Source organism: Paenibacillus sp. FSL K6-0276, from assembly GCF_037977235.1.
Lineage (GTDB): Bacteria > Bacillota > Bacilli > Paenibacillales > Paenibacillaceae > Paenibacillus_AQ.
Genome location: NZ_CP150276.1, coordinates 652,523 through 672,193, shown reverse-complemented (window position 1 = coordinate 672,193; position 19,671 = coordinate 652,523). Strand labels below are relative to the sequence as shown.

15 protein-coding genes are annotated in these 19,671 nt (G+C 46.6%); 5 read left to right on the top strand and 10 right to left on the bottom strand.

The genetic code is table 11. The features are described from left to right. Positions 1-60 precede the first annotated feature (60 nt). From deoD to MHH52_RS03120, 5 genes are all read right to left on the bottom strand, one after another. Complete coding sequence (gene deoD, locus MHH52_RS03140) at positions 61-774, bottom strand: purine-nucleoside phosphorylase (protein ID WP_313640676.1); 714 nt, start codon at positions 772-774, stop codon at positions 61-63. Between the two features lie 244 nt (positions 775-1,018). Then, on the bottom strand, positions 1,019-2,557 hold the full coding sequence (gene guaA, locus MHH52_RS03135) for a glutamine-hydrolyzing GMP synthase (protein WP_313640674.1): 1,539 nt from the start codon (positions 2,555-2,557) through the stop codon (positions 1,019-1,021). 159 nt (positions 2,558-2,716) lie between these two features. After that, on the bottom strand, positions 2,717-5,101 hold the full coding sequence (locus tag MHH52_RS03130; RefSeq protein WP_340006597.1) for a transglutaminaseTgpA domain-containing protein: 2,385 nt from the start codon (positions 5,099-5,101) through the stop codon (positions 2,717-2,719). Continuing rightward, positions 5,070-6,500 (bottom strand): DUF58 domain-containing protein, encoded by a 1,431-nt coding sequence (locus MHH52_RS03125; RefSeq protein WP_340006595.1) that lies wholly within the window; start codon positions 6,498-6,500, stop codon positions 5,070-5,072. Before MHH52_RS03125 ends, MHH52_RS03130 begins: the two co-directional genes overlap by 32 nt. A 59-nt stretch (positions 6,501-6,559) precedes the next feature. Continuing rightward, a complete protein-coding gene (locus MHH52_RS03120; RefSeq protein WP_340006593.1) occupies positions 6,560-7,972 on the bottom strand; it encodes a polysaccharide deacetylase in 1,413 nt (470 codons plus the stop codon). Positions 7,973-8,082: 110 nt separating this feature from the next. On the opposite strand from MHH52_RS03120, the gene MHH52_RS03115 reads away from it, so the two are divergent. Beyond that, a complete protein-coding gene (locus MHH52_RS03115) occupies positions 8,083-8,751 on the top strand; it encodes a DedA family protein (protein ID WP_340009477.1) in 669 nt (222 codons plus the stop codon). 113 nt (positions 8,752-8,864) lie between these two features. Here the strand turns inward: MHH52_RS03115 and MHH52_RS03110 are convergent, their stop codons facing one another. Next, positions 8,865-9,029: a hypothetical protein gene (locus MHH52_RS03110; protein WP_340006592.1), complete on the bottom strand. Its 165-nt coding sequence runs from the start codon at positions 9,027-9,029 to the stop codon at positions 8,865-8,867. A gap of 208 nt (positions 9,030-9,237) precedes the next feature. Between MHH52_RS03110 and MHH52_RS03105 the strand changes: the two genes are divergently transcribed. Continuing rightward, positions 9,238-10,182 carry a YafY family protein gene (locus MHH52_RS03105; RefSeq protein ID WP_340006591.1) on the top strand — a complete coding sequence of 315 codons (945 nt, stop codon included), beginning with the start codon at positions 9,238-9,240 and terminating at the stop codon, positions 10,180-10,182. Between the two features lie 97 nt (positions 10,183-10,279). Then, the gene (locus tag MHH52_RS03100; protein ID WP_340006590.1) at positions 10,280-10,591 is read left to right on the top strand and encodes a zinc ribbon domain-containing protein; all 312 of its coding nucleotides are present in this window, start codon (positions 10,280-10,282) and stop codon (positions 10,589-10,591) included. 89 nt (positions 10,592-10,680) lie between these two features. Here the strand turns inward: MHH52_RS03100 and MHH52_RS03095 are convergent, their stop codons facing one another. Together MHH52_RS03095 and bcp are read right to left on the bottom strand one after the other, a co-directional pair. Further along, the gene (locus MHH52_RS03095) at positions 10,681-14,964 is read right to left on the bottom strand and encodes an acyl-CoA dehydratase activase-related protein (RefSeq protein ID WP_340006589.1); all 4,284 of its coding nucleotides are present in this window, start codon (positions 14,962-14,964) and stop codon (positions 10,681-10,683) included. 123 nt (positions 14,965-15,087) lie between these two features. Beyond that, entirely contained in the window at positions 15,088-15,594 is a 507-nt protein-coding gene (gene bcp, locus MHH52_RS03090; RefSeq protein ID WP_340006587.1) for a thioredoxin-dependent thiol peroxidase, read from the bottom strand. 66 nt (positions 15,595-15,660) lie between these two features. Between bcp and MHH52_RS03085 the strand changes: the two genes are divergently transcribed. Both MHH52_RS03085 and MHH52_RS03080 read left to right on the top strand, forming a co-directional pair. After that, complete coding sequence (locus MHH52_RS03085; RefSeq protein WP_340006585.1) at positions 15,661-16,707, top strand: LCP family protein; 1,047 nt, start codon at positions 15,661-15,663, stop codon at positions 16,705-16,707. A 132-nt stretch (positions 16,708-16,839) separates the two neighbouring features. Further along, positions 16,840-18,156, top strand: a complete 1,317-nt coding sequence (locus MHH52_RS03080; protein WP_340006583.1) for a glutamate-1-semialdehyde 2,1-aminomutase — start codon at positions 16,840-16,842, stop codon at positions 18,154-18,156. A gap of 77 nt (positions 18,157-18,233) precedes the next feature. Here MHH52_RS03080 and MHH52_RS03075 read toward each other — a convergent pair whose 3' ends face one another. Both MHH52_RS03075 and def read right to left on the bottom strand, forming a co-directional pair. Continuing rightward, positions 18,234-18,851: a hypothetical protein gene (locus tag MHH52_RS03075; RefSeq protein WP_340006582.1), complete on the bottom strand. Its 618-nt coding sequence runs from the start codon at positions 18,849-18,851 to the stop codon at positions 18,234-18,236. A gap of 176 nt (positions 18,852-19,027) precedes the next feature. Then, a complete protein-coding gene (def, locus tag MHH52_RS03070) occupies positions 19,028-19,579 on the bottom strand; it encodes a peptide deformylase (RefSeq protein ID WP_340009475.1) in 552 nt (183 codons plus the stop codon). Positions 19,580-19,671 lie beyond the last annotated feature (92 nt).

Genomic DNA, 19,671 nt, shown 5'->3' with positions numbered 1-19,671 from the left:
TAGAGCAAGCAAGAATACAATCACAGATACCACGAAGAGTATCACATAGAAGGAGGTTATTTACGCTAATTCTAATGCGATCTCCATCATTTTAGTAAATGCAGTTTGGCGCTCCTCCGGAGAGGTCTTTGCTCCTGTAATAAGATGATCACTCACGGTTAGAATGCATAGCGCATTTACACGTGCTTGGATAGCATTCCAATAGAGCGCTACAGATTCCATTTCAACGCCCAAAATCCCTACATCTTGCCACTTTTTATTAGCTGTCGAATCCGCATTATAAAATATTTCACTGGATAAAATATTACCAATATGAACTTGTTGTCCTTTATCATCTGCTATTTTCTTAGCCTTTTCCAAAAGCTCAAAGGAAGCCGTTAACGGATATTGTCCTGGTAAATTATATTGATGACCATAATTGGAATCCGTTGCAGCTCCCATACCGAAAATAACATCGTATAGCTCAATGTTTTCTTGCATCGCACCACAAGTACCAATTCTGATTAAATTCTTAACTCCAAATACATTGATTAATTCCCAAGAATAAATCCCCATGCTCGCTGGACCCATTCCCGTACCCATTACAGAGATTTTCTTCCCTTTGTAAGTACCGGTATACCCTAACATTCCTCTTACCTCGTTAAAGCACTGGTAATCTTCTAAAAAGGTTTCCGCAATAAACTTTGCTCTTAAAGGGTCTCCAGGTAACAGAATCGATTCAGCTATCTCTACTCCGTTCGGTTTAATATGAGGTGTCTCTTTGGTAGTAGTCATCATTTTGATTGGCTCCTTTAGTAGAAAAATGTACTTGTTTATCTTGTCTGTTTTTTAGACAAGTACAATTTATCATAACTTTTCGAGTGATGCAATCCCTTTCAATAAAACGCATTCATGACAGATTTGTGAAAAATAGTGTCTCCTTAACAACCATTTACTTGGAAAATAAAAAAACTCTCTTTTATTTGCTAAATAACGCAAATAAAAGAGAGTTTTTTTGAAATCTATTGTTGCACCGATCCTATTCCCACTCAATCGTTGCAGGTGGTTTCGAAGTTACATCGTACACGATACGGTTTACGTTCTCTACTTCGTTAACGATACGTACGGAGATCTTCTCAAGCACATCCCAAGGAATACGTGCCCAGTCAGCAGTCATACCATCGATAGAAGTTACTGCTCGAATGCCTACGGTGTAGGAATAAGTACGAGCATCCCCCATAACACCAACACTCTTCATGTTAGGCAAGGCTGTGAAGTACTGCCAAATCTCACGGTCTAATCCAGCCTTAGCAATTTCTTCACGCAAAATATAGTCCGAGTCACGCACGATAGTAAGCTTGTCCTCTGTTACTTCACCCAATACACGGATAGCAAGACCCGGACCTGGGAAAGGTTGACGCCAAACGATAGCATGTGGCATTCCAAGCTCTTCACCTAATTTACGAACCTCATCCTTGAACAAGGTATTCAGTGGCTCGATCAAGCTGAATTTCATATCTTCCGGCAAACCGCCCACATTGTGATGGGATTTAATCGTTTGAGCCGTAGCTGTTCCGCTCTCAACAATATCAGTATACAACGTACCTTGTGCAAGGAACGCGAAATCTCCGAGCTTAGCCGACTCTTCATCAAAGCAGTAGATGAACTCATTACCAATAATTTTGCGTTTTTGCTCTGGATCTTCAACGCCAGCAAGTTTGCTCATGAAGCGCTCGCGTGCATCGATTTTTACTACATGAATATCGAATTTGCCTACGAATGTCTCCATAACACTTTCGGCTTCACCTTTACGCAAAAGACCGTGATCAATAAACATACAAGTTAATTGGTCACCGATTGCACGGTGAATTAGCATTGCGACCACGGAAGAGTCAACGCCACCACTAAGTGCGCAGAGTACTTTTTTATCTCCGACTTGGTTACGAATATCTTGAATGGCTTCATCAATAAATGATTCCATCGTCCATTTACCTTCGCAATCACAAATTTGATACAAGAAGTTCGAGATCATCTCATTACCATGAACAGAGTGACGCACTTCTGGGTGGAATTGAACAGCGAACAATTTGCGCTCATCATTGCTCATAGCGGCAATTGGAGCACTTTCAGTACCTGCATCTAGCTTGAATCCTGTAGGAAGTTCAACCACGTGGTCACCATGGCTCATCCATACAGTCTGGCGGTTCTCAAGCCCAGCCACTAGTGTAGTTTCTTGTGCGAAATCAATATCAGCTTTGCCGTATTCACGTTTAGCGGAGCGTTCCACTTTACCGTCAAGCTGATGAGCCATTAGCTGCATTCCGTAGCAAATACCGAAAATTGGTACTCCTAAATCATAAATAGCTGGATCTACATGTGGTGCATCCTCAGCGTATACACTGCTAGGACCGCCAGAGAACACAATTCCCTTAGGCGAAAGTGCTTTAATCTTGTCTACTGGCGTATTGTACGGCAAAAGTTCGCTGTATACTCCTAGGTCCCGAATTCTGCGCGCAATAAGTTGGTTGTATTGTCCCCCAAAATCGAGAACGACGATAATTTCATTTGGCTTATTCATTACGAGCCTCCCTTGATTATTGGATTCATTATACTCATGGTTAATTCTCATCGTCAAGGAAAGGAGAGCACACTTCTCATAATAGGAGAGAGCTAAACTTCAAGAAGAACATTCCTTTCCATGGAAGGAATTGTATAGAAGAAACAGCTGTCTAGCCGATTAAGTTAAACGAAAGGTGATGATCAGACATTCGCGTATAAACGCGGCTGCATCAGAAGTAGTATGCCCACTGATCTCAACGGGAGATGCTGGCACTGCAGGAATTCCAGGAATTTCAGACATTGCAGACATTGCAGACATTACAGGAATTTCGTTCGCGGGATCTGCCGCGACGATCGCTGAAGGCGCGGGCGCGGGCGCGTACGCCAGGGTCTCCCACTGGCGTACGAACTGCCGGACGGCTGCGCTTAGTCCGGCATCGTAAATCTGCAGGGAGTCCACATACTCCCTGCCAGTGACACCGGGCGGCGGCGGTCCAAACCGCTCCGCCAGCCCGTGCCAAGCTAGAGAGGCAGCGCGCAGCTGCCTCTCGCGGCTCATGCTGCTGGCGCTACGCGCTACCAGCAGCAGAGCCAGGCTACGCCGCCAGCGCCAAGCGGCGGCGGCGGGAAGCAGCGCCGCGGCAGCGAGCGGCGCTGGATAGGTCCCGCCCGCCAGCGGCAGGGCGGGCAGGCCCGCGCTTCGCGCAGCTTGCGGCGCGAGCGAGGCTGCCGCAGGCAGCGCCGGCGCGGCGAAGCCGGCGGCAAGCACTGGGCCCGGCGTCGGGTCGAATGGGACCCAGCCGGCGCCAGCGAAATAGACCTCCACCCAAGCATGGGCATCGCCCTGGGTGACCGAATACTTCGCCGGCATAGTGTCGTCCAGCAGGGTCCCTGGCCCGTAGCCTTGGACATAACGAGCAGGGATACCTGCACTGCGCAGTAGTATGGCCATAGCTGTAGCAAAATGTACACAGTAGCCCTGTTTCTCCTCAAATAAGAAGTGATCGACAAAGTCAGATCCGGACGGTGGAACCGTTGTGTTCAACGTGTAGGAAAATTCATTTTGTAAGTAATCCTTAATGGCAGTTACGGAGTCATAGCGGTTACCAGAAGAAGCTGTAAGCTTCTCCGCCAAATTTCTCACACGTACGGGTAACAAATCTGGCAATTGCAAATACTTGCCCTTAATTTCCTGTGGATCGTCGCTACTTAAACCACGAAGCAGCACTGGATCACTCTCAGGTAGTAAGGACTCGACTGTATATTCTGTGATTCGTGCAGAGCCTATCGAATCTGGCAGACGAAAACTCTCTCTGTCCATATTAGCCAGAACATATCCCAGCTTACTGCCGTTGGTGAGCCCAATCGACTCGACATCCGTTATTATTCCCGCATTGAATAAAGGAATCCCCCCAGAAGAAGGGGTGGCAAATTGTATCCGCTGTTGAAGTGTTTGCTTCCTCTTATCGCTGCTTAGCGCCGATGAAGGATGCTTTGAAAGGCCGGACAGATTAAGCGGCGCAAACTCTTCGCCCCCCCTGATCCATCGGCGTCCATCATAGTAAGCAATGCTCTCACCTCGCCAGTAAGTACGCTCGCTAGTAATAGCGGTAAAGACAGGTTCAGTACTGCGGGACAACGGGGCACCGAGTTCACCGTCATTAGAACTATACCCTGTTGTTCCTGAAGAAATAGACTCCTTATCTTCTGGCAAATGCCCTGAAGCCCAAGTCTGCAGTTTCTGAAATGCCGATTGGAGCGTAAGCTCGCTGGCTGGTCTTGCCCCAAATAGCTGCCCACCGAACCATGCCGTTGTCATCACGACTATAGCTGCTGCCAAAGTCAGCGCTCCCCAACGCGCATAAGGCAATGGAGTAACACCCTCACGCTCCCGAAGACGCAGCAGTCCACTCATCGCCTGCATCCAATAGATAAGACCCATCGATATCACAATATCCATAGTGGTATTGACACCAAACGCCATATCCAAGACCAATAAATAAATGATTGTAACAGCTGTGAATAGCACCGTACTCCCTCGGAAGAGCGCAAGATGCTGCACTGAGGATACCAATAGCCCCCAGCCTACAATCAATATCATTAGCCTGCTAATCTCACTTATCCGAGAGACATGTCCTGAGAGAAGCAGAATGAGATCATTCGGAATTTCGGCCGCATAAATCCCAAGCCACCCTATCCCTTCGCCTCCACTGCATAAGTAAAACCACGCAGTGACAATTATAAGAAATTGGATACTTAACAGTATCCACCCTGGAATCTGAAATATCCCCCATAGCAGCAGCACTGCCGCCAATAGCATTAGAACTTGTAGCATATTGGCAGTATCTTCCAATAGAGAAGACCTATATAAAGGGAGTAACCATTCAACAAATAGCCCCATAATAGCCAAAGAGAACAGCAAACGATAGTACAGAGGCACTTTTCTCTGCTTATCGGCATGACTGTTCTCCATTTGCCCCAAATTGAACCGAAAGCCATTCATAGACAGTTCTGTATCACCCGGTGTTCCCTTAACGTAGCGTTGGTTTTCCGGACGATTCATGGTACTCTACCTCCCTGAACCTGAATGCTGGAAATGCATCATCCAGACAAAACATTCGTGCTCCGAGACGAGCCAAACTGTCCCCTATAGTTCCCTTCACAGGCTGTCGAGTCTCCAGTACCTTAGCCTCTCCATGCATCGGTGCCGGTTGGTCCCAGGCATAATAAAGTTCAACTTTCACACCCTGCACCAAGAACTTGGCAATGACCTTGGCAGATTCCGCTTCTAATCTTCCCGTAATGATGGCTACCGTCATCCCTGGAATCCAACCTCGGGAAGCATCTTCTAGCAGCTGAGACAGGTTTCTAGTTCCATCCGGTGAAATTTCAGTCAGAATGTCCAGCACTCTCCCTGGAATTTTACCCAGCCCTTCATGTCTAGCCATACCTTCTGGCCAACCGCCGCTAAACAACTGAACATAGGCGCCTGAACGCTCAGCAAATAGCATAAGACCCATCGCTGTCGACACCGCTTTCTCAAATGTCGGAGGCAAATCATTTCGGCTTCCACGAGGCATAAGAGCATCCGTAGGAACTTCGTAGCTGTGTGGATCATTAGCCAACACGATACAGGTCATTCTTGCCTTTTCCCGCTCCGGAACTTTGCTCTGCAGCGCTCCCGTTCGCGCACTATTCTTCCAGTGAATTCGGCTAAGTGGATCCCCTGGCTCATAATCCCTTGATTCCAATGCTTCATCACTGCTGCTTCTTCCCCGTCTAGAGTACATGGTGTCTCCGGTCATAAAACCGCTATCTGGCACAGTTCCTCCAAAGTATAAAGGGGCTGGCAGCACTTTAAAACTCTGTCCTCCATCCGGTTCAGATCTACCCGTAAACCAACCCGGGAAGTCCCCCCAAGTTACTCTACAGCCCAGCAAGTGATGATTCCCACGGGATATATTTTCAATGGTGTATGTGTATGAAAAAGAACGTCTGAATCCAGGAAATAGCAGCTTTTGATGATGGCTGTCCCCCCAATAATCGGCAATGGTCATCCAAGGGAGAGGCAACCGAGAAGAGAAACTTAGCTGTACCTTCACATGAAGTGTATTTCCGGCCATCGGCCTTGCAGGAGTAATCGCGCGAACCAACTTTATCGTCCGCGGACCCGAGAGTTGAAGTACAAGTCCACCAAGCATAATAATGCCAATAACAATCAGGAGAAACAGCAGAGACGGGCCTCCTCGCCAAGCATATAAAGCACCTATAATTCCAGCGACGGTCAACATCCGTAACCATTCAATCAGAGCACTTCGGCTACGCGGATAAGAGAAGCTTTTAACACTTCCGGCATCTTTCTTCTGTTGATCAATTAGTGATGAAGAGGACAATGGAACACCCATCCTTTGGTCATAGACTTGTTCCCAACTCAGGAACTTATTACTATCTATTCTTCCCATGAAAAAGGGTGCCCAGACATTTGTTTTTTTCTTTTTACTAGACAGCTTCAGCTCTTCTTTCAGAATGTTTTTACCCGGCGTTCCACTTCTGTAACGCTTATATTAAGCGGAGGATGACCCGCTGTCTCAAGCAACTCTCGTAGCGATACCCAAATCGATCCACCAATCATTTCCACCCTCGCGTCGATTGTCTTTTGAACATTATCAGGAAGGTTTAGAATCAGATCCTTGTTCGCCACGTCCGCGACGATATCTTTTCCGTTCCAAGTAATTTTCCCACTTCGACTGTCAGCATCCCAGCTAACTCGCCCTCCAAGCCGTTCAATTACAACACGAAGCGGAACCATATACTGTCCATTTTGCACGGAATATTCCCCTGGCTTCAGCTTCGTCTCCAGCTTCCCTACCTCTAGAACCAGTGGCTTCCCAGGAGAAAATAGTTCCGCATTCGGTGTGATATTTGATGCAATCCAAGCTTCCGAAGGCTTTAATCTACCCAAATTACTGGCTTTTGAAGAGACTCTGAATTGTACAGGTTCTACCGTTTCATCCAATATGCCAAAGTCGTATCCAGCAGCCTTATAACGCGCAATAATGTCCGGCAGCGCTTTGACGCTCTCTTGATGGCCGCCCCCATCATGTAGCAGCAGAATAACCCGAGAAGACTTCATATCCATTGTCGATTCTTTCAATATTTCTGAGGCTGGTACGCCTTTCCGTTTAGAATCGCCGCTATCCACCGTCCAATCCATAACCATATAACCTGCTTGCTTCAACAAATTGAAGTAGGTATTATCAAAATGATCATAGGTTCCACCTGGGGCGCGGATAAGCTGCGGACGAACCCCTGTAATCCCCTGAACAATTTCTTCCGTCTGTTTAATTTGACTCCAAAATTCCGTGAATCCGCTATATAAATCATGGTAATTATGATTATAGGTATGATTACCAATGGCATGGCCCTGTTCCCATATGGAGTCAATGAGTTCAGGGTGGCTTTTCGCTTGGTTACCAAGGACGAAAAAGGTTGCCTTCACACCTTCCTGATGTAAAATTTCAAGTACATTGAAGGTGTTCTCGCTTGGTCCGTCGTCAAATGTAATATAGACTGTTTTTTTATCTTTTTTCACAGCCGTGATTGCAGATTTCGTGGTCGAAACCTTGGATATTTTCCCCACCCCACTTGCTTGCGGGCTTTGAGCCACAGTAAGGGCTGTACTTGAAGAGGAGTGAACTTCCGGAGATGCAGATGCGAGTGGTATTGCTACAGAGGGCAAATCTTGCATCGCCGCTGCGGTAAGCTTATTCTTAACAGATACAGACTCCGCGCTAGCGGGCTGCAATGATCGGAGCTCCCATGAGCTTAAATTTTTTCCTAAGCTCCATCCTAACATTACGATGAATATTACAACCATAACGAGCAATCCGCTGATCAACTTTCGGCGGCTGTGAACGCTTTTGTTACCCTTCATCTCTTCTCTACCTCCAACATTCTATTGGCCTAAAAGCCATTTGGTAGATTGTATGAAGACAAGCTGTAAAATAGAATAAGGCAACTGCCCCTTGGAGAGTGACTAAACTTATGGAAATGCTGAGCTTTATACAAGAATTATTCACTAAATATGGATATAGCGTATTATTTTTCGGATTACTTCTAGAGTTCGTTGCCTTACCCTTTCCCGGAGAGACCACTATGGCGTTTGCCGGCTTCCTTTCCTATACCGGAAAGCTTGATTTCTTTACTTTAATTGTAGTTGCTTTTGCAGGCACCACAGCTGGGATGACCCTCACCTATTTTGTCGGACTAAAAGCCGGTATGCCCTTTATCCAGCGATATGGAAAATGGTTTCTATTTTCACCTACTAAGCTAGAGAAAACACAGAAATGGTTTGAGAGATACGGCAGCTTTCTTATTTTTATCGGTTATTTCATTCCAGGGGTACGTCACTTTACTGGCTATTTTGCTGGTATTATCGCGCTTCCCTTCCGTAAATTCGCCCTTTATGCTTATAGTGGAGCGATTTTCTGGGTAGTGCTGTTTCTTAGCATCGGAAAGGTGTTTGGTCCACAGTGGATGGGCATCTTCCATTTGTTCGAGTCATATGCGCTTTGGATTATCTCTGGTGGTGCAGTAATAGTAGCTCTTGTGATCATTTACCGTTACCGCAAAAACATCCGCGCCCGTCTCTTCCCCCGCAAAGCTGCTATTGAGATTCAGGCTCAGGATAAAAAACCTTCCAAAGGGCGGTGAAGTCACCGCTCTTTTTAAAAATATAAGACATAAAGTATAAGTTTTACACCTATACTTTATGTCTTATATTTCTCGCTTAACGCTTATCGTCCTTATAAGGACGCCGAAGGCGTTTATGCTTGGAATCGCTGAAGTCCTTTCTTCTTGCTGCGCACCAACGCATACCCTGCCAACAATATAGCAATTCCGGATATTCCCGCTCCCCCTGCAAAGCCTAGCGTCCGAGGCTCCACCCATTCTAATAGCCACCCCGCGAGCAGCATAGATAACCCAAGCAATAGACGTGAATATCCCTTCTAACTTTTAAAAATAACAACAGCCGATTGGTTGCCCATCATTGTAAACCCCACTTCATCTATTTACATAAATATCTAATTAGATATTAATCAAATCATTAATTTGTGACAATGCTTTATTTCCAAGGATTTGCTAAGATGTAGTACATCATTACATAACGAAATTATTCGTAAAGGAGGGTTTTGCCTTTTGAAAATTGATCGACTGCTCTCTATCGTCATTCTGCTAATGAACCGGCGTCTCATTCAGGCGAAGGAGCTCGCCGACATGTTCGAAGTGTCCGTGCGCACGATTTACCGTGATATCGAAAGTATTAATGGAGCTGGAATTCCTATCGTCACCTATCAGGGGTCGGGTGGTGGCATTGGCCTTATGGAAGGGTACCGGTTAGACCGCAATGTATTAACCGACCGCGAGCTGGCTGATATTTTCACCGCTCTGCAAAGCGTCTCCTCATATGGCGGAACTGAACACACCCTTCTCATGGAAAAGATCAGTAGCGTTATCCCGCCCTCACAGTCCGCCGCTTTCCGAAGCAAAACGACCCAGCTTATCATCGATTTTTCTCCCTGGGGGCTTCAGCCTGTTCTAGAAGAGAAGATTGCGACATTAAAAGAAGCACTGGAAGAAAACAGGACTGTAGCCTTTGATTATGTAAATGCCGAGGGGCAAACCAGCCAGCGTTCTGTCGAGCCCTATACTTTAGTCTTAAAAGGACAAACATGGTACTTATATGGTTTTTGTCTGCAACGCCAGGATTTCAGATTATTCAAGCTACTTCGTATGAAAGGACTCGTTAAAGAAAACAGGGAATTCATAAGAGAAGATAAGGATATGCGTGAGCTGCCTTGGAGCACTGATTATCAGAGAGTGACTTCAGCCGCAGTAGTGTCGCCAATCCTTCTGCACTTCACAGCTGAAGGCAGACATCTCGCGGAAGATCGCTTTGACTCCACTGAGCTTCAGCCGGACGGACACGGCGGATATAACGTCTCCATCCATTATCCCGAGGACGGATGGCTCTATGGCTTCTTGCTCAGCTTTGGAACGTCCTTAGAAGTGCTAGAGCCGGAGCATATTCGTCATAAGCTGGGGGAGCTGGCTTTTGGCGTTGCCAAAAAATATACAACCTAACTCTAAACCTGACGGTATGTCGTCAGCTTCATAGCTCTATAATGAACTTAAAGCGAGTGTTCATAAGCTTCGCATACTTTTAAAAGGAGTGCTGAATATGGAACAAGAACATGTAGGGCAAGAGCAAGGCAAGCTGAAATTTTGTCAAAGCTGTGGGATGCCCATGCCTACTGAGGAATTACTTGGAACGAATCAGGAAGGTGAAAAGATCGAAGATTACTGTGTATACTGCTATGAAGATGGAGCATTTAAACAGCCTGACATTACGCTGCAAGAAATGGCCGACATTTGTACAGGATACATGGTTCAAGAAGGAATGGACGAGGCCGTCGCCCGTAAATTACTCGCCGAACAACTCCCTCATCTGAAACGTTGGAGAGAAGAAACCGCCTCCTCTTCAAAGAACTAATATTCAGCACAAAAAAGGAGCGTCCTCCCGAACCTTTACGGTTCATTGGCCACTCCTTTTTCATTCTTTTTGACGTTGCCTTAATAAGCTCAGGTCAAGCTGAATGAGCCTTCAAGTATGGTCTGCTGTAGAGGTTTAACTGAGTGTTCTAAATCAGATAAAGCATTCCCTTCCTGACTGCTAGCAATCGACATCATCAGCTTGATCCTATTCGCTTGGTTAACTACACTAACTCCAGCATCATAATCAATGGCGACGATATTCGCGCCCGGATATAATTCCTTAAGGCCCTTAATCATCCCTCGTCCAGTAATATGGTTAGGCAAGCAGGCGAACGGCTGAATACAAGCAATATTATTCACACCATTATCCAACAGATCCATCATTTCTGCGGTCAGGAACCATCCCTCACCCATCTGATTTCCTACGGACACTAGTCGGCTGGCCTTCTCAGCAAGACCATAAATATTCTCCCGTCCTTTAGCCAGTCCCGCGTCCTCAAGCGCAAGTTTAATCGGCTTACGGTAAATCTCCAGATAGGAGATCAGCATAGGATTAATGTATCCCAGCCGTTTGCTTTTGCCGAATTGTTCGGCTTTGTAGATCGGATTATACACGCAGTAAAAGATGAAATCCAAGAAGTCCGGCATTACCGCTTCCCCGCCCTCAGCCTCAATCCTCTCGATGATGCGGTTGTTGGCATCCGGGTGGAATTTAATTAGGATCTCTCCCACAATCCCCACTCTCGGTTTCGTAATTCCTGTAACGGGCAGCTTGCAGAATTCCGCAACGATTTCGCGAATCAGGTGTTTGTATTCTCGGAACGAGAAGGTGGATAAGCTAGCCTTGCTGCGCTCCATCCCTTTGCGGAATAGAACTTCTGCACTTCCTGGAACAACCTCATACGGCCTAAAATGGTTTAGCATCCGCATCATAAGGTCACCATAGCAAGCCGCAGCAATCAATCGATTCGCCAGCTTAAGACTGATACGGAAGCCTGGCTGATTCTCCATTCCAGAAGCATTAAGCGAAATTACCGGAATTTGTTCGAGGTTAGAATCCTTTAGGGCTTTACGCAGCAGAGAAATATAATTCGTCGCCCGGCAACCTCCGCCCGTCTGTGACATGATCACAGCAGTACGATTCGGATCATAATCCCCGCTCTTCAGTGCCGACAGAATCTGCCCAATCGTTACAATTGCGGGATAACACGCATCATTATTAACAAATCTCAAACCTTCTTCCGTCTCTTTAGGTCCGGTGGTCTCAAGTATCTTGAGGCGGTATCCCGCATCTCGGAAGACCTGCTCAAACAATTCAAAATGAATGGGCGACATCTGCGGCGCAAGGATAGTGTACGTTTCTTTCATTTCCTTTGTAAATGCAACATTAACCTGTACTTTAGGCGACTTCTGTGGCTGCACCTTACCTTTTTCCCGCTCACGCATCGCTGCCAGCAGCGAACGCAGCCGAATGCGCGCCGCGCCAAGGTTGCTGATTTCATCGATTTTGATCAGCGTATATACTTTGTTATGTCTTTCCATAATGTCTTGTACGGCATCACATGTAATCGCATCAATTCCACAGCCGAAGGAAGTTAGTTGAACAAGCTCTAGATCGGTTCGGACTGCGGCAAGGCGGGCTGCTCGGTACATGCGGGCATGGTAGGTCCACTGATTAACAACCGCCACACCCCCTTCGCTGCGATCCAGATGGCAGACAGAATCCTCTGTCAGCACGGCGAGTCCCATCCCGGTAATCATATCTGCTATACCATGGTTAATTTCAGGATCCGCATGATAAGGGTGACCACAGAGAAGTATTCCCTTGTTCCCAGTGCTGGCAAGATACGCAAGCGTCTCTTCACCTTTAGTACGCACATCACTTTTGGCGCGATCAGCTTCTGCAAGTCCTGCCAGCACAGCAAACGCAATCTCTTCTCTCGGAATCCCAGTAAATGTCTTCACGAGTCCCTTGGTTAGCGCAGATCTATCGTCGAAGGTCAGAAACGGGCTGACAAGCGTAATTCCATTCTCCTTTAACCCATCCATGTTATTGCGAATGACTTCAGGATAAGATGCGACCACCGGACAATTGAAATGATTATCCGCTGCTTCATCTTCTTTCTTCTCATACACCACCGCAGGATAGAAAATAAAATCGACACCTTTACCAATCAAGCTCTGCACATGTCCGTGCGCCATCTTCGCAGGATAACATATCGATTCTGAAGGAATCGTATCCATCCCAATTTCGTACAACTTCTTGCTTGATTTAGGAGAAAGAATAACCCGATAGCCAAGTTTGGTGAAAAAAGTGTGCCAAAACGGGTAATTCTCGAACATATTCATCGTACGTGGAATACCGACGGTGCCCCTTCCTACGTGGGCCTCCGGTAAAGACTCATAGTCGAAAAAACGTTCATACTTATACTGCATCAAATTCGGCAGTACATTCTTCTCTCTCCTGCCTCCTGCACCACGTTCACAGCGATTGCCTGTAACGTAGAAGCTCTTATCCGGGAACCGACTGATCGTTAGCGCACAGTTATTTCCACAGCGACCACAGCGACCTGAGGATACCTCGTACTTAAAGTTGGCTAGTTCCTTCGGTCCAAGTAGCGTACTGATCCCGTTAACCTCCGCTTGCTCACGAGCAATCAGTGCACAACCGTACGCTCCCATAACTCCAGCAATATCCGGTCTGACTACTATTCTCCCCGTCAGGCGCTCAAAGGCGCGCAGTACGGCTTCATTATAGAAGGTGCCGCCCTGAACAATAATATTTCGCCCCAGGTCCTCAGGATTGCGAATTTTAATTACTTTTTGCAGAGCATTCTTAATCACAGAATAGGCAAGACCTGCCGAAAGATCGGCCAGCGACGCGCCTTCCTTCTGAACCTGCTTCACTTTTGAGTTCATGAATACCGTACATCGCGAACCCAAATTAACCGGTTTGGTCGCTTCAAGCGCTGACTTGGCAAACTCCTCGATACCCAGCCCGAGCGCAGAGGCAAAGCTCTCCAGAAAAGAGCCGCAACCTGCCGAACAGGCTTCATTGAGCATCAGACTGTCGATAGCGCCACCACGGATTTTGATGCATTTCATGTCCTGTCCACCAATATCCAGAATAAAGTCTACCCCCGGCATGAACTTAGAAGCGGCCTTGTAATGAGCAACTGTCTCCACTTCACCTCCATCGGTCCACAAAGCGGCTTTGATTAGTCCCTCACCATAACCTGTCACATAAGAACCTGCAATATGACATCCTTCAGGCAGAACCCGATACATTTCCTTCAGCGCCTCACTGACAGAATACAATGGGTTACCCTTGTTGCTGCCATAAAAGGTATATAGAATTTCATCAGCAGAACCAGTCAATACGAGTTTGGTTGTCGTTGAACCAGCATCGATCCCTAAATAGCAAGGGCCGCGATAAATAGCCAAGTCTGATCTGGCAGCAGAGGCTTTACCATGACGAAGACGGAACGAAGCAAGTTCATCGGTGTTATCAAAAAGCGGCGGTAATTTAGCATCCTCGGCCCGATCCGCTGTAAAATCCACGGCCGCTATTCGCGCTAGCCAACCTGAAAGCGGCAAAACAGTAGAATCCGCTTCAGTAAGTGCAGAGCCAATCGCTACGAAATACTGCGACCGCTCAGGGAACAGTATTTCCGACTGCGCAAGTTCAAGCGTCTCCGCAAAACGCTGACGTAGGGCTGGCAGGAAGGTTAGCGGACCGCCAAGGAAAGCCACCCGTCCACGAATCGGACGGCCGCAGGCGAGACCGCTGATCGTCTGATTGACGATACTCTGAAAGATAGAGGCTGCCACATCCTCCCGGCGAGCCCCTTCGTTCAGTAGCGGCTGCACATCGCTTTTGGCGAATACACCGCAGCGTGAAGCTATGGGATAGATTCGCTCATGCTTCTCCACCAACGCGTTTAAGCCCGCTGGGTCGGTCTGTAGCAGCGATGCCATCTGATCGATGAATGCTCCCGTTCCGCCCGCGCAGGCTGTATTCATACGCTGTTCAATGCCGCCTCGAAGATAAATAATCTTGGCATCCTCTCCACCCAATTCAATGGCCGTATCGCATTCCGGGATCAGCTCGCCAATCGCCTTTGTACAGGCGATCACCTCCTGAACGAACGGTACGCCTCCCAGTTTGGATAAAGGTAAGCCTGAGGAACCGCTTACAGTAAGGGTCGCGCCTCTCTCTGGAAATCTGATCTGTACGTCAGATAGAAGAGAGAGGGCTGCTTTTTTTATATCGCTATAATGTCTTACATAGTCCTGATAAACAATAGTGTTACGCTCTATGACAACCAATTTCGCAGTAGTTGATCCGATATCAAGGCCAATACGCAGCATTACCACTACACCACCTCGTCTTGCTCCAAATTTGAAGCAATTATGAGGAAACTATATCATGACAACACCTTATGAAAGCTGTTAAAAATGTAACAGACTTTTACAAAAAGTTATTAACAAACTTTATGATTTGGAAATCCCTGCTATAGTAGATGCTACATGACCTTTCACTCGTACTTTCCGCCATTCTTCGACTAAGATCCCCTGCTCATCAATCAGAAAAGTAGTACGTACAATTCCCATGAACTCTCTACCATAGAGCTTCTTAAGCTGCCATACACCGAACATTTCACTGACCTTATGATCCTCATCAGACAACAGTGGAAAGGGTAGACTATTCTTCTCCGTAAATCTCATATGCGAGGCCAAGGGATCTGGACTGATACCTAGAACAACCGCACCAAGCGTAGTAATCCGGTCATGCGCGTCCCGGAATTCACAGGCCTCCTGCGTACAGGCTGGTGTCATATTTTTAGGATAAAAATATAGAATGACCTTTCGGCCCAGGTAATCACTTAAACTAATCTCTTGCCCACTGGAGGACGGAAGGGTGAAATTCGGTACTTTTTGTCCAATAGCTACTTCGTTCAAGTTATATCCACTCCTTCTTGATATTGGTGGATTGAGCATGAATTGCGCGTATCCCCAAAAGAAATTATAATGTAGAGAATGTGAATGCGAAAGGAAGAACGAGAAATGCCACCTAGAAAGAAAAGGCACGCAAAGACTGGTAAGTCAAAAAAGAAACCGCTGCTTTGGACACTGGCCATTATACTCCTCCTTATTATCGGTGGGGCCATTTACTTCTTTACATCCATCTACACTGAGCTTGGAAGCATGTCGAACACCGAGAATTCACCATTCAAGAATGCTGAAACCGTTGATGTTGACACTCCAGAACCTCCAAAGTGGGAAGGTACAGAGCCTGTTAATATACTACTAATGGGCGTAGATGCCCGCGGTGTCAAGAAGGGGGAAATTCCTCGTTCCGATACAATGCTCGTCGCCTCACTTGATCCCGTGAAGAAGAAAATCAGCGTATTCTCAATTCTTAGAGACACTTACGTTCCGATTCCAGATCACGGCGAAAAACGTATTAATTCAGCTATCATTTATGGACCTAACACGGCGATGCAAACCGTAAGTGATCTGCTCGGCATCCCGATTCAATATTATGTCTACACGGACTTCCAGGGATTCATCAAGTTAGTAGATGCCGTTGGTGGTGTAGATTATGAAGTCGAGAAAGACATGGTGTACAAGACCATTGCAGACGGTCCCGAATATGACATTGATCTTAAAAAAGGATATCAGCATCTCGATGGTAATAAAGCCCTGCAATATGTACGTTTTCGACATGACGCTACCTCCGACTTCTCTCGGACCGAGCGCCAGCGTGCATTTCTCAAGGTTGTGGCTGACAAACTGATCCAGACCACATCCATCATCAAGCTACCGAATATCTTGTCTCAAGTTACGCCTTATATTGAAACCAATCTGTCAGTAAATGATATGTGGAAGCTGGCAACCGTTGGGTACGATAGCACCATGGGGGGGAGTGAGCAAATTCCGCCGATGGATCTGCTCAAGGAGGAGACCACCAGTGACGGAGCTTCCGTTATAGGCATTCGCAGTGAGAAGAAATTAAAGGAATTTGTTCAGGATACCTTAAATGGACCTGAGCCAACACCTACACCTTCACCAGAGACTACTTCAAATAGTAATACTAGCGGAACCAAGTAAGGATCTGACAAGCAATTTTCACAGTAGACACAGCAGGAAATCACAGTTACTTGGTATAATACGGGCGGACAGCGGAAATACCGTTGTTCGCCCGTTCCCATGAGCATCGACAAACGAAAGGATGATCACATTATGAATCGTTCCACATCAGAGCAACTTTATCATGAAGCCCTTCAACATATCGTCGGAGGTGTGAACAGCCCTTCCCGTTCCTTCAAGGCCGTTGGCGGCGGCGCACCCGTATTTATGAAACGTGCCAGCGGATCTCACTTCTGGGATGAAGACGGCAACGAATATATAGATTATCTACAGGCTTATGGACCGATCATTACCGGCCATGCTCATCCTCACATTACGAAAGCAATTACCACTGCGGCAGAAAATGGTGTTCTTTACGGAACCCCAACCCAGCTCGAAATTAAGCTTGCTAAAATGCTAAAAGAAGCTATTCCATCTATGGATAAAGTACGGTTCGTCAATTCCGGCACAGAAGCGGTTATGACTACGATTCGTGTGGCTCGTGCTTATACAAAACGCAGCAAAATCGTAAAATTCGCTGGCTGCTACCACGGCCACTCCGATCTGGTGCTCGTAGCAGCAGGATCCGGACCTTCTACGCTTGGTATTCCAGATAGTGCCGGTGTTCCAAGCAGTATCGCACAGGAAGTAATCACTGTTCCTTTTAATGATCTGGATAGCCTACGAGAGGCACTAGAGAAATGGGGCGAAGATGTCGCCGCTGTAATGGTTGAACCGATCGTCGGTAATTTCGGTATGGTTATGCCTAAACCTGGTTTCCTCGAAGGGCTATGCAAATTGGCTCATGATAATAGCTCACTCGTTATTTATGACGAGGTCATTACCGCTTTCCGCTTCCACTATGGTTCCACACAAACGTATGCAGGGCTGGATAACCATGAAGACATTACTCCTGACCTTACAGCACTCGGCAAAATCATCGGTGGCGGCCTGCCTATCGGCGCTTATGGCGGACGTAAGCATGTAATGGAACAAGTAGCTCCACTCGGACCGGCCTACCAAGCCGGTACAATGGCAGGAAATCCTGCGTCCATTTCTGCCGGGATTGCCTGTCTGGAAGTTCTGAGTGCAGAAGGTGTATACGATGAGATGGAACGTCTTGCGATCCGTCTTGTCGACGGACTTCAGGAATCGGCAGACCGTCATGGCATCCCACTGACGATCAACCGTATCCGTGGCTCATTCTCTACTCATTTCTGTAATCATCCGGTGACGAATTATGACGAAGCTCAGGATACAGATGGCGAAGTGTTTGGCAGCTTCTTCCGGCATATGCTGAACCGAGGCATTAACCTTGCCCCTTCGAAGTATGAAGCTTGGTTCTTAACGACAGCACATACCGATGCGGATATCGATGCTACGCTTATTGCTGCTGAAGAATCATTCCGCGCTATGGCTGCTGAGAAATAAGACATTTTTTACAGCCACTAAGCATACTAAAACCTACCACCAAACTTTTGGTGGTAGGTTTTTTTGAATAAGCTGAATCAAAAATCAATTTGCTTGTCCAATATAATCTCCGTCATTGCAGGTCCAAACATTCGGTCTTCTCCGGGTATTAAGGCAAATTGAACCGTATCCAGATCCGTTGGCAGCGGTGGCGAGACCAAGAACTGCATTTGTGTATGGGCGCCCCCTCCGTGACCTCCATGCGACTGGATTTCATAGGCTGCCTCACTTATAATTTCCAATGTTAGAGCGGGTCTAAGATGAACGCGCTCCACCGTTTCCTTTAAATACTTGATCTCCACAGTAACTATACTGAGCGTTTCATACTGCATAGCATGTGTAAGTGTATACTCGCAATCTTCGAGGACTGTCCGCTTCACAATCGGAAGTACACCGAGTAGTAAGCCCGGCTCTTCCCAATATTTTCGTCTGGGCACAGCCTCATTCAGACTGTGTATATACTGTACAATCTGAGAAGTGTCCATCTCGAATCTAGTTGACCATTCCTCAAGGAGCTCACTCTCGGGGGAAAACCGTTTTTTGCCTGTTATAGCTTTACGTTCCTGAATCAATGATAAAATCTGCTCATCAATCTTCTTAACCTCATCATTATATTCATTGACCACGCCTCTTATTGGCATTTTACTCCAACCCATTTAAAAGCCTCCTTCTGATCCTAAAATTAATTTTTACCCATTAGCTATATGGTACCTCCCATGGATTAATTTGTAAAATAACTGAAATCATTCAATCTTGCAGATAGCAAAAAAAAGCATGTGTTCCTCAGCTTTATGCTGCAAGATCACACGCTTTATGATTCAGAGATTTTCTTTTATTCGTACAAGTTACGGATTTCCACTCCCTGAGGAAGCTTGAATGGATTCTCCTTGTTGATTCGGTCGTAGAACATGATCCCATCGAGATGATCAATCTCATGCTGAATGATGATAGCTTGGTAGCCCTTAAATTTAAGGACCACTTCCTTACCCTCAAGATCATATCCCTTCACCTTCACAGATTCGTACCTTGGTACAAATCCATGCACCGGTCGATCAACGGACAGACACCCCTCGCTCTCCGGTAAGTACACCATGGTTAGTGAGTGACTGATGATCTTAGGGTTAACCCAAGCATGCTCTACAATCCTCCCTCTTTCGTCCATAGAATACATCACGAACATACGCTTCGTAAGGCCGATTTGATTCGCTGACAGACCTACGCCAGAGCGTAAATTGTATTCTTCGGAAATCTCCGGGTCCTGACTGTTCTTCAGAAACTGAAGCATACATTGCAGAGTCTCACGATCCTCCTCCTGTAAAGGAAGCTCTACTGGCCCAGCTACGGTACGAAGCACGGGATGACCTTCCCGTACAATATCATCCATATTGATGATATATTCAGCACTAAATTTTGAACTAGACAATATTCCATCCACCTTTGCCTTACGGGCTTAATTTAAAGTACTTATGATATAGT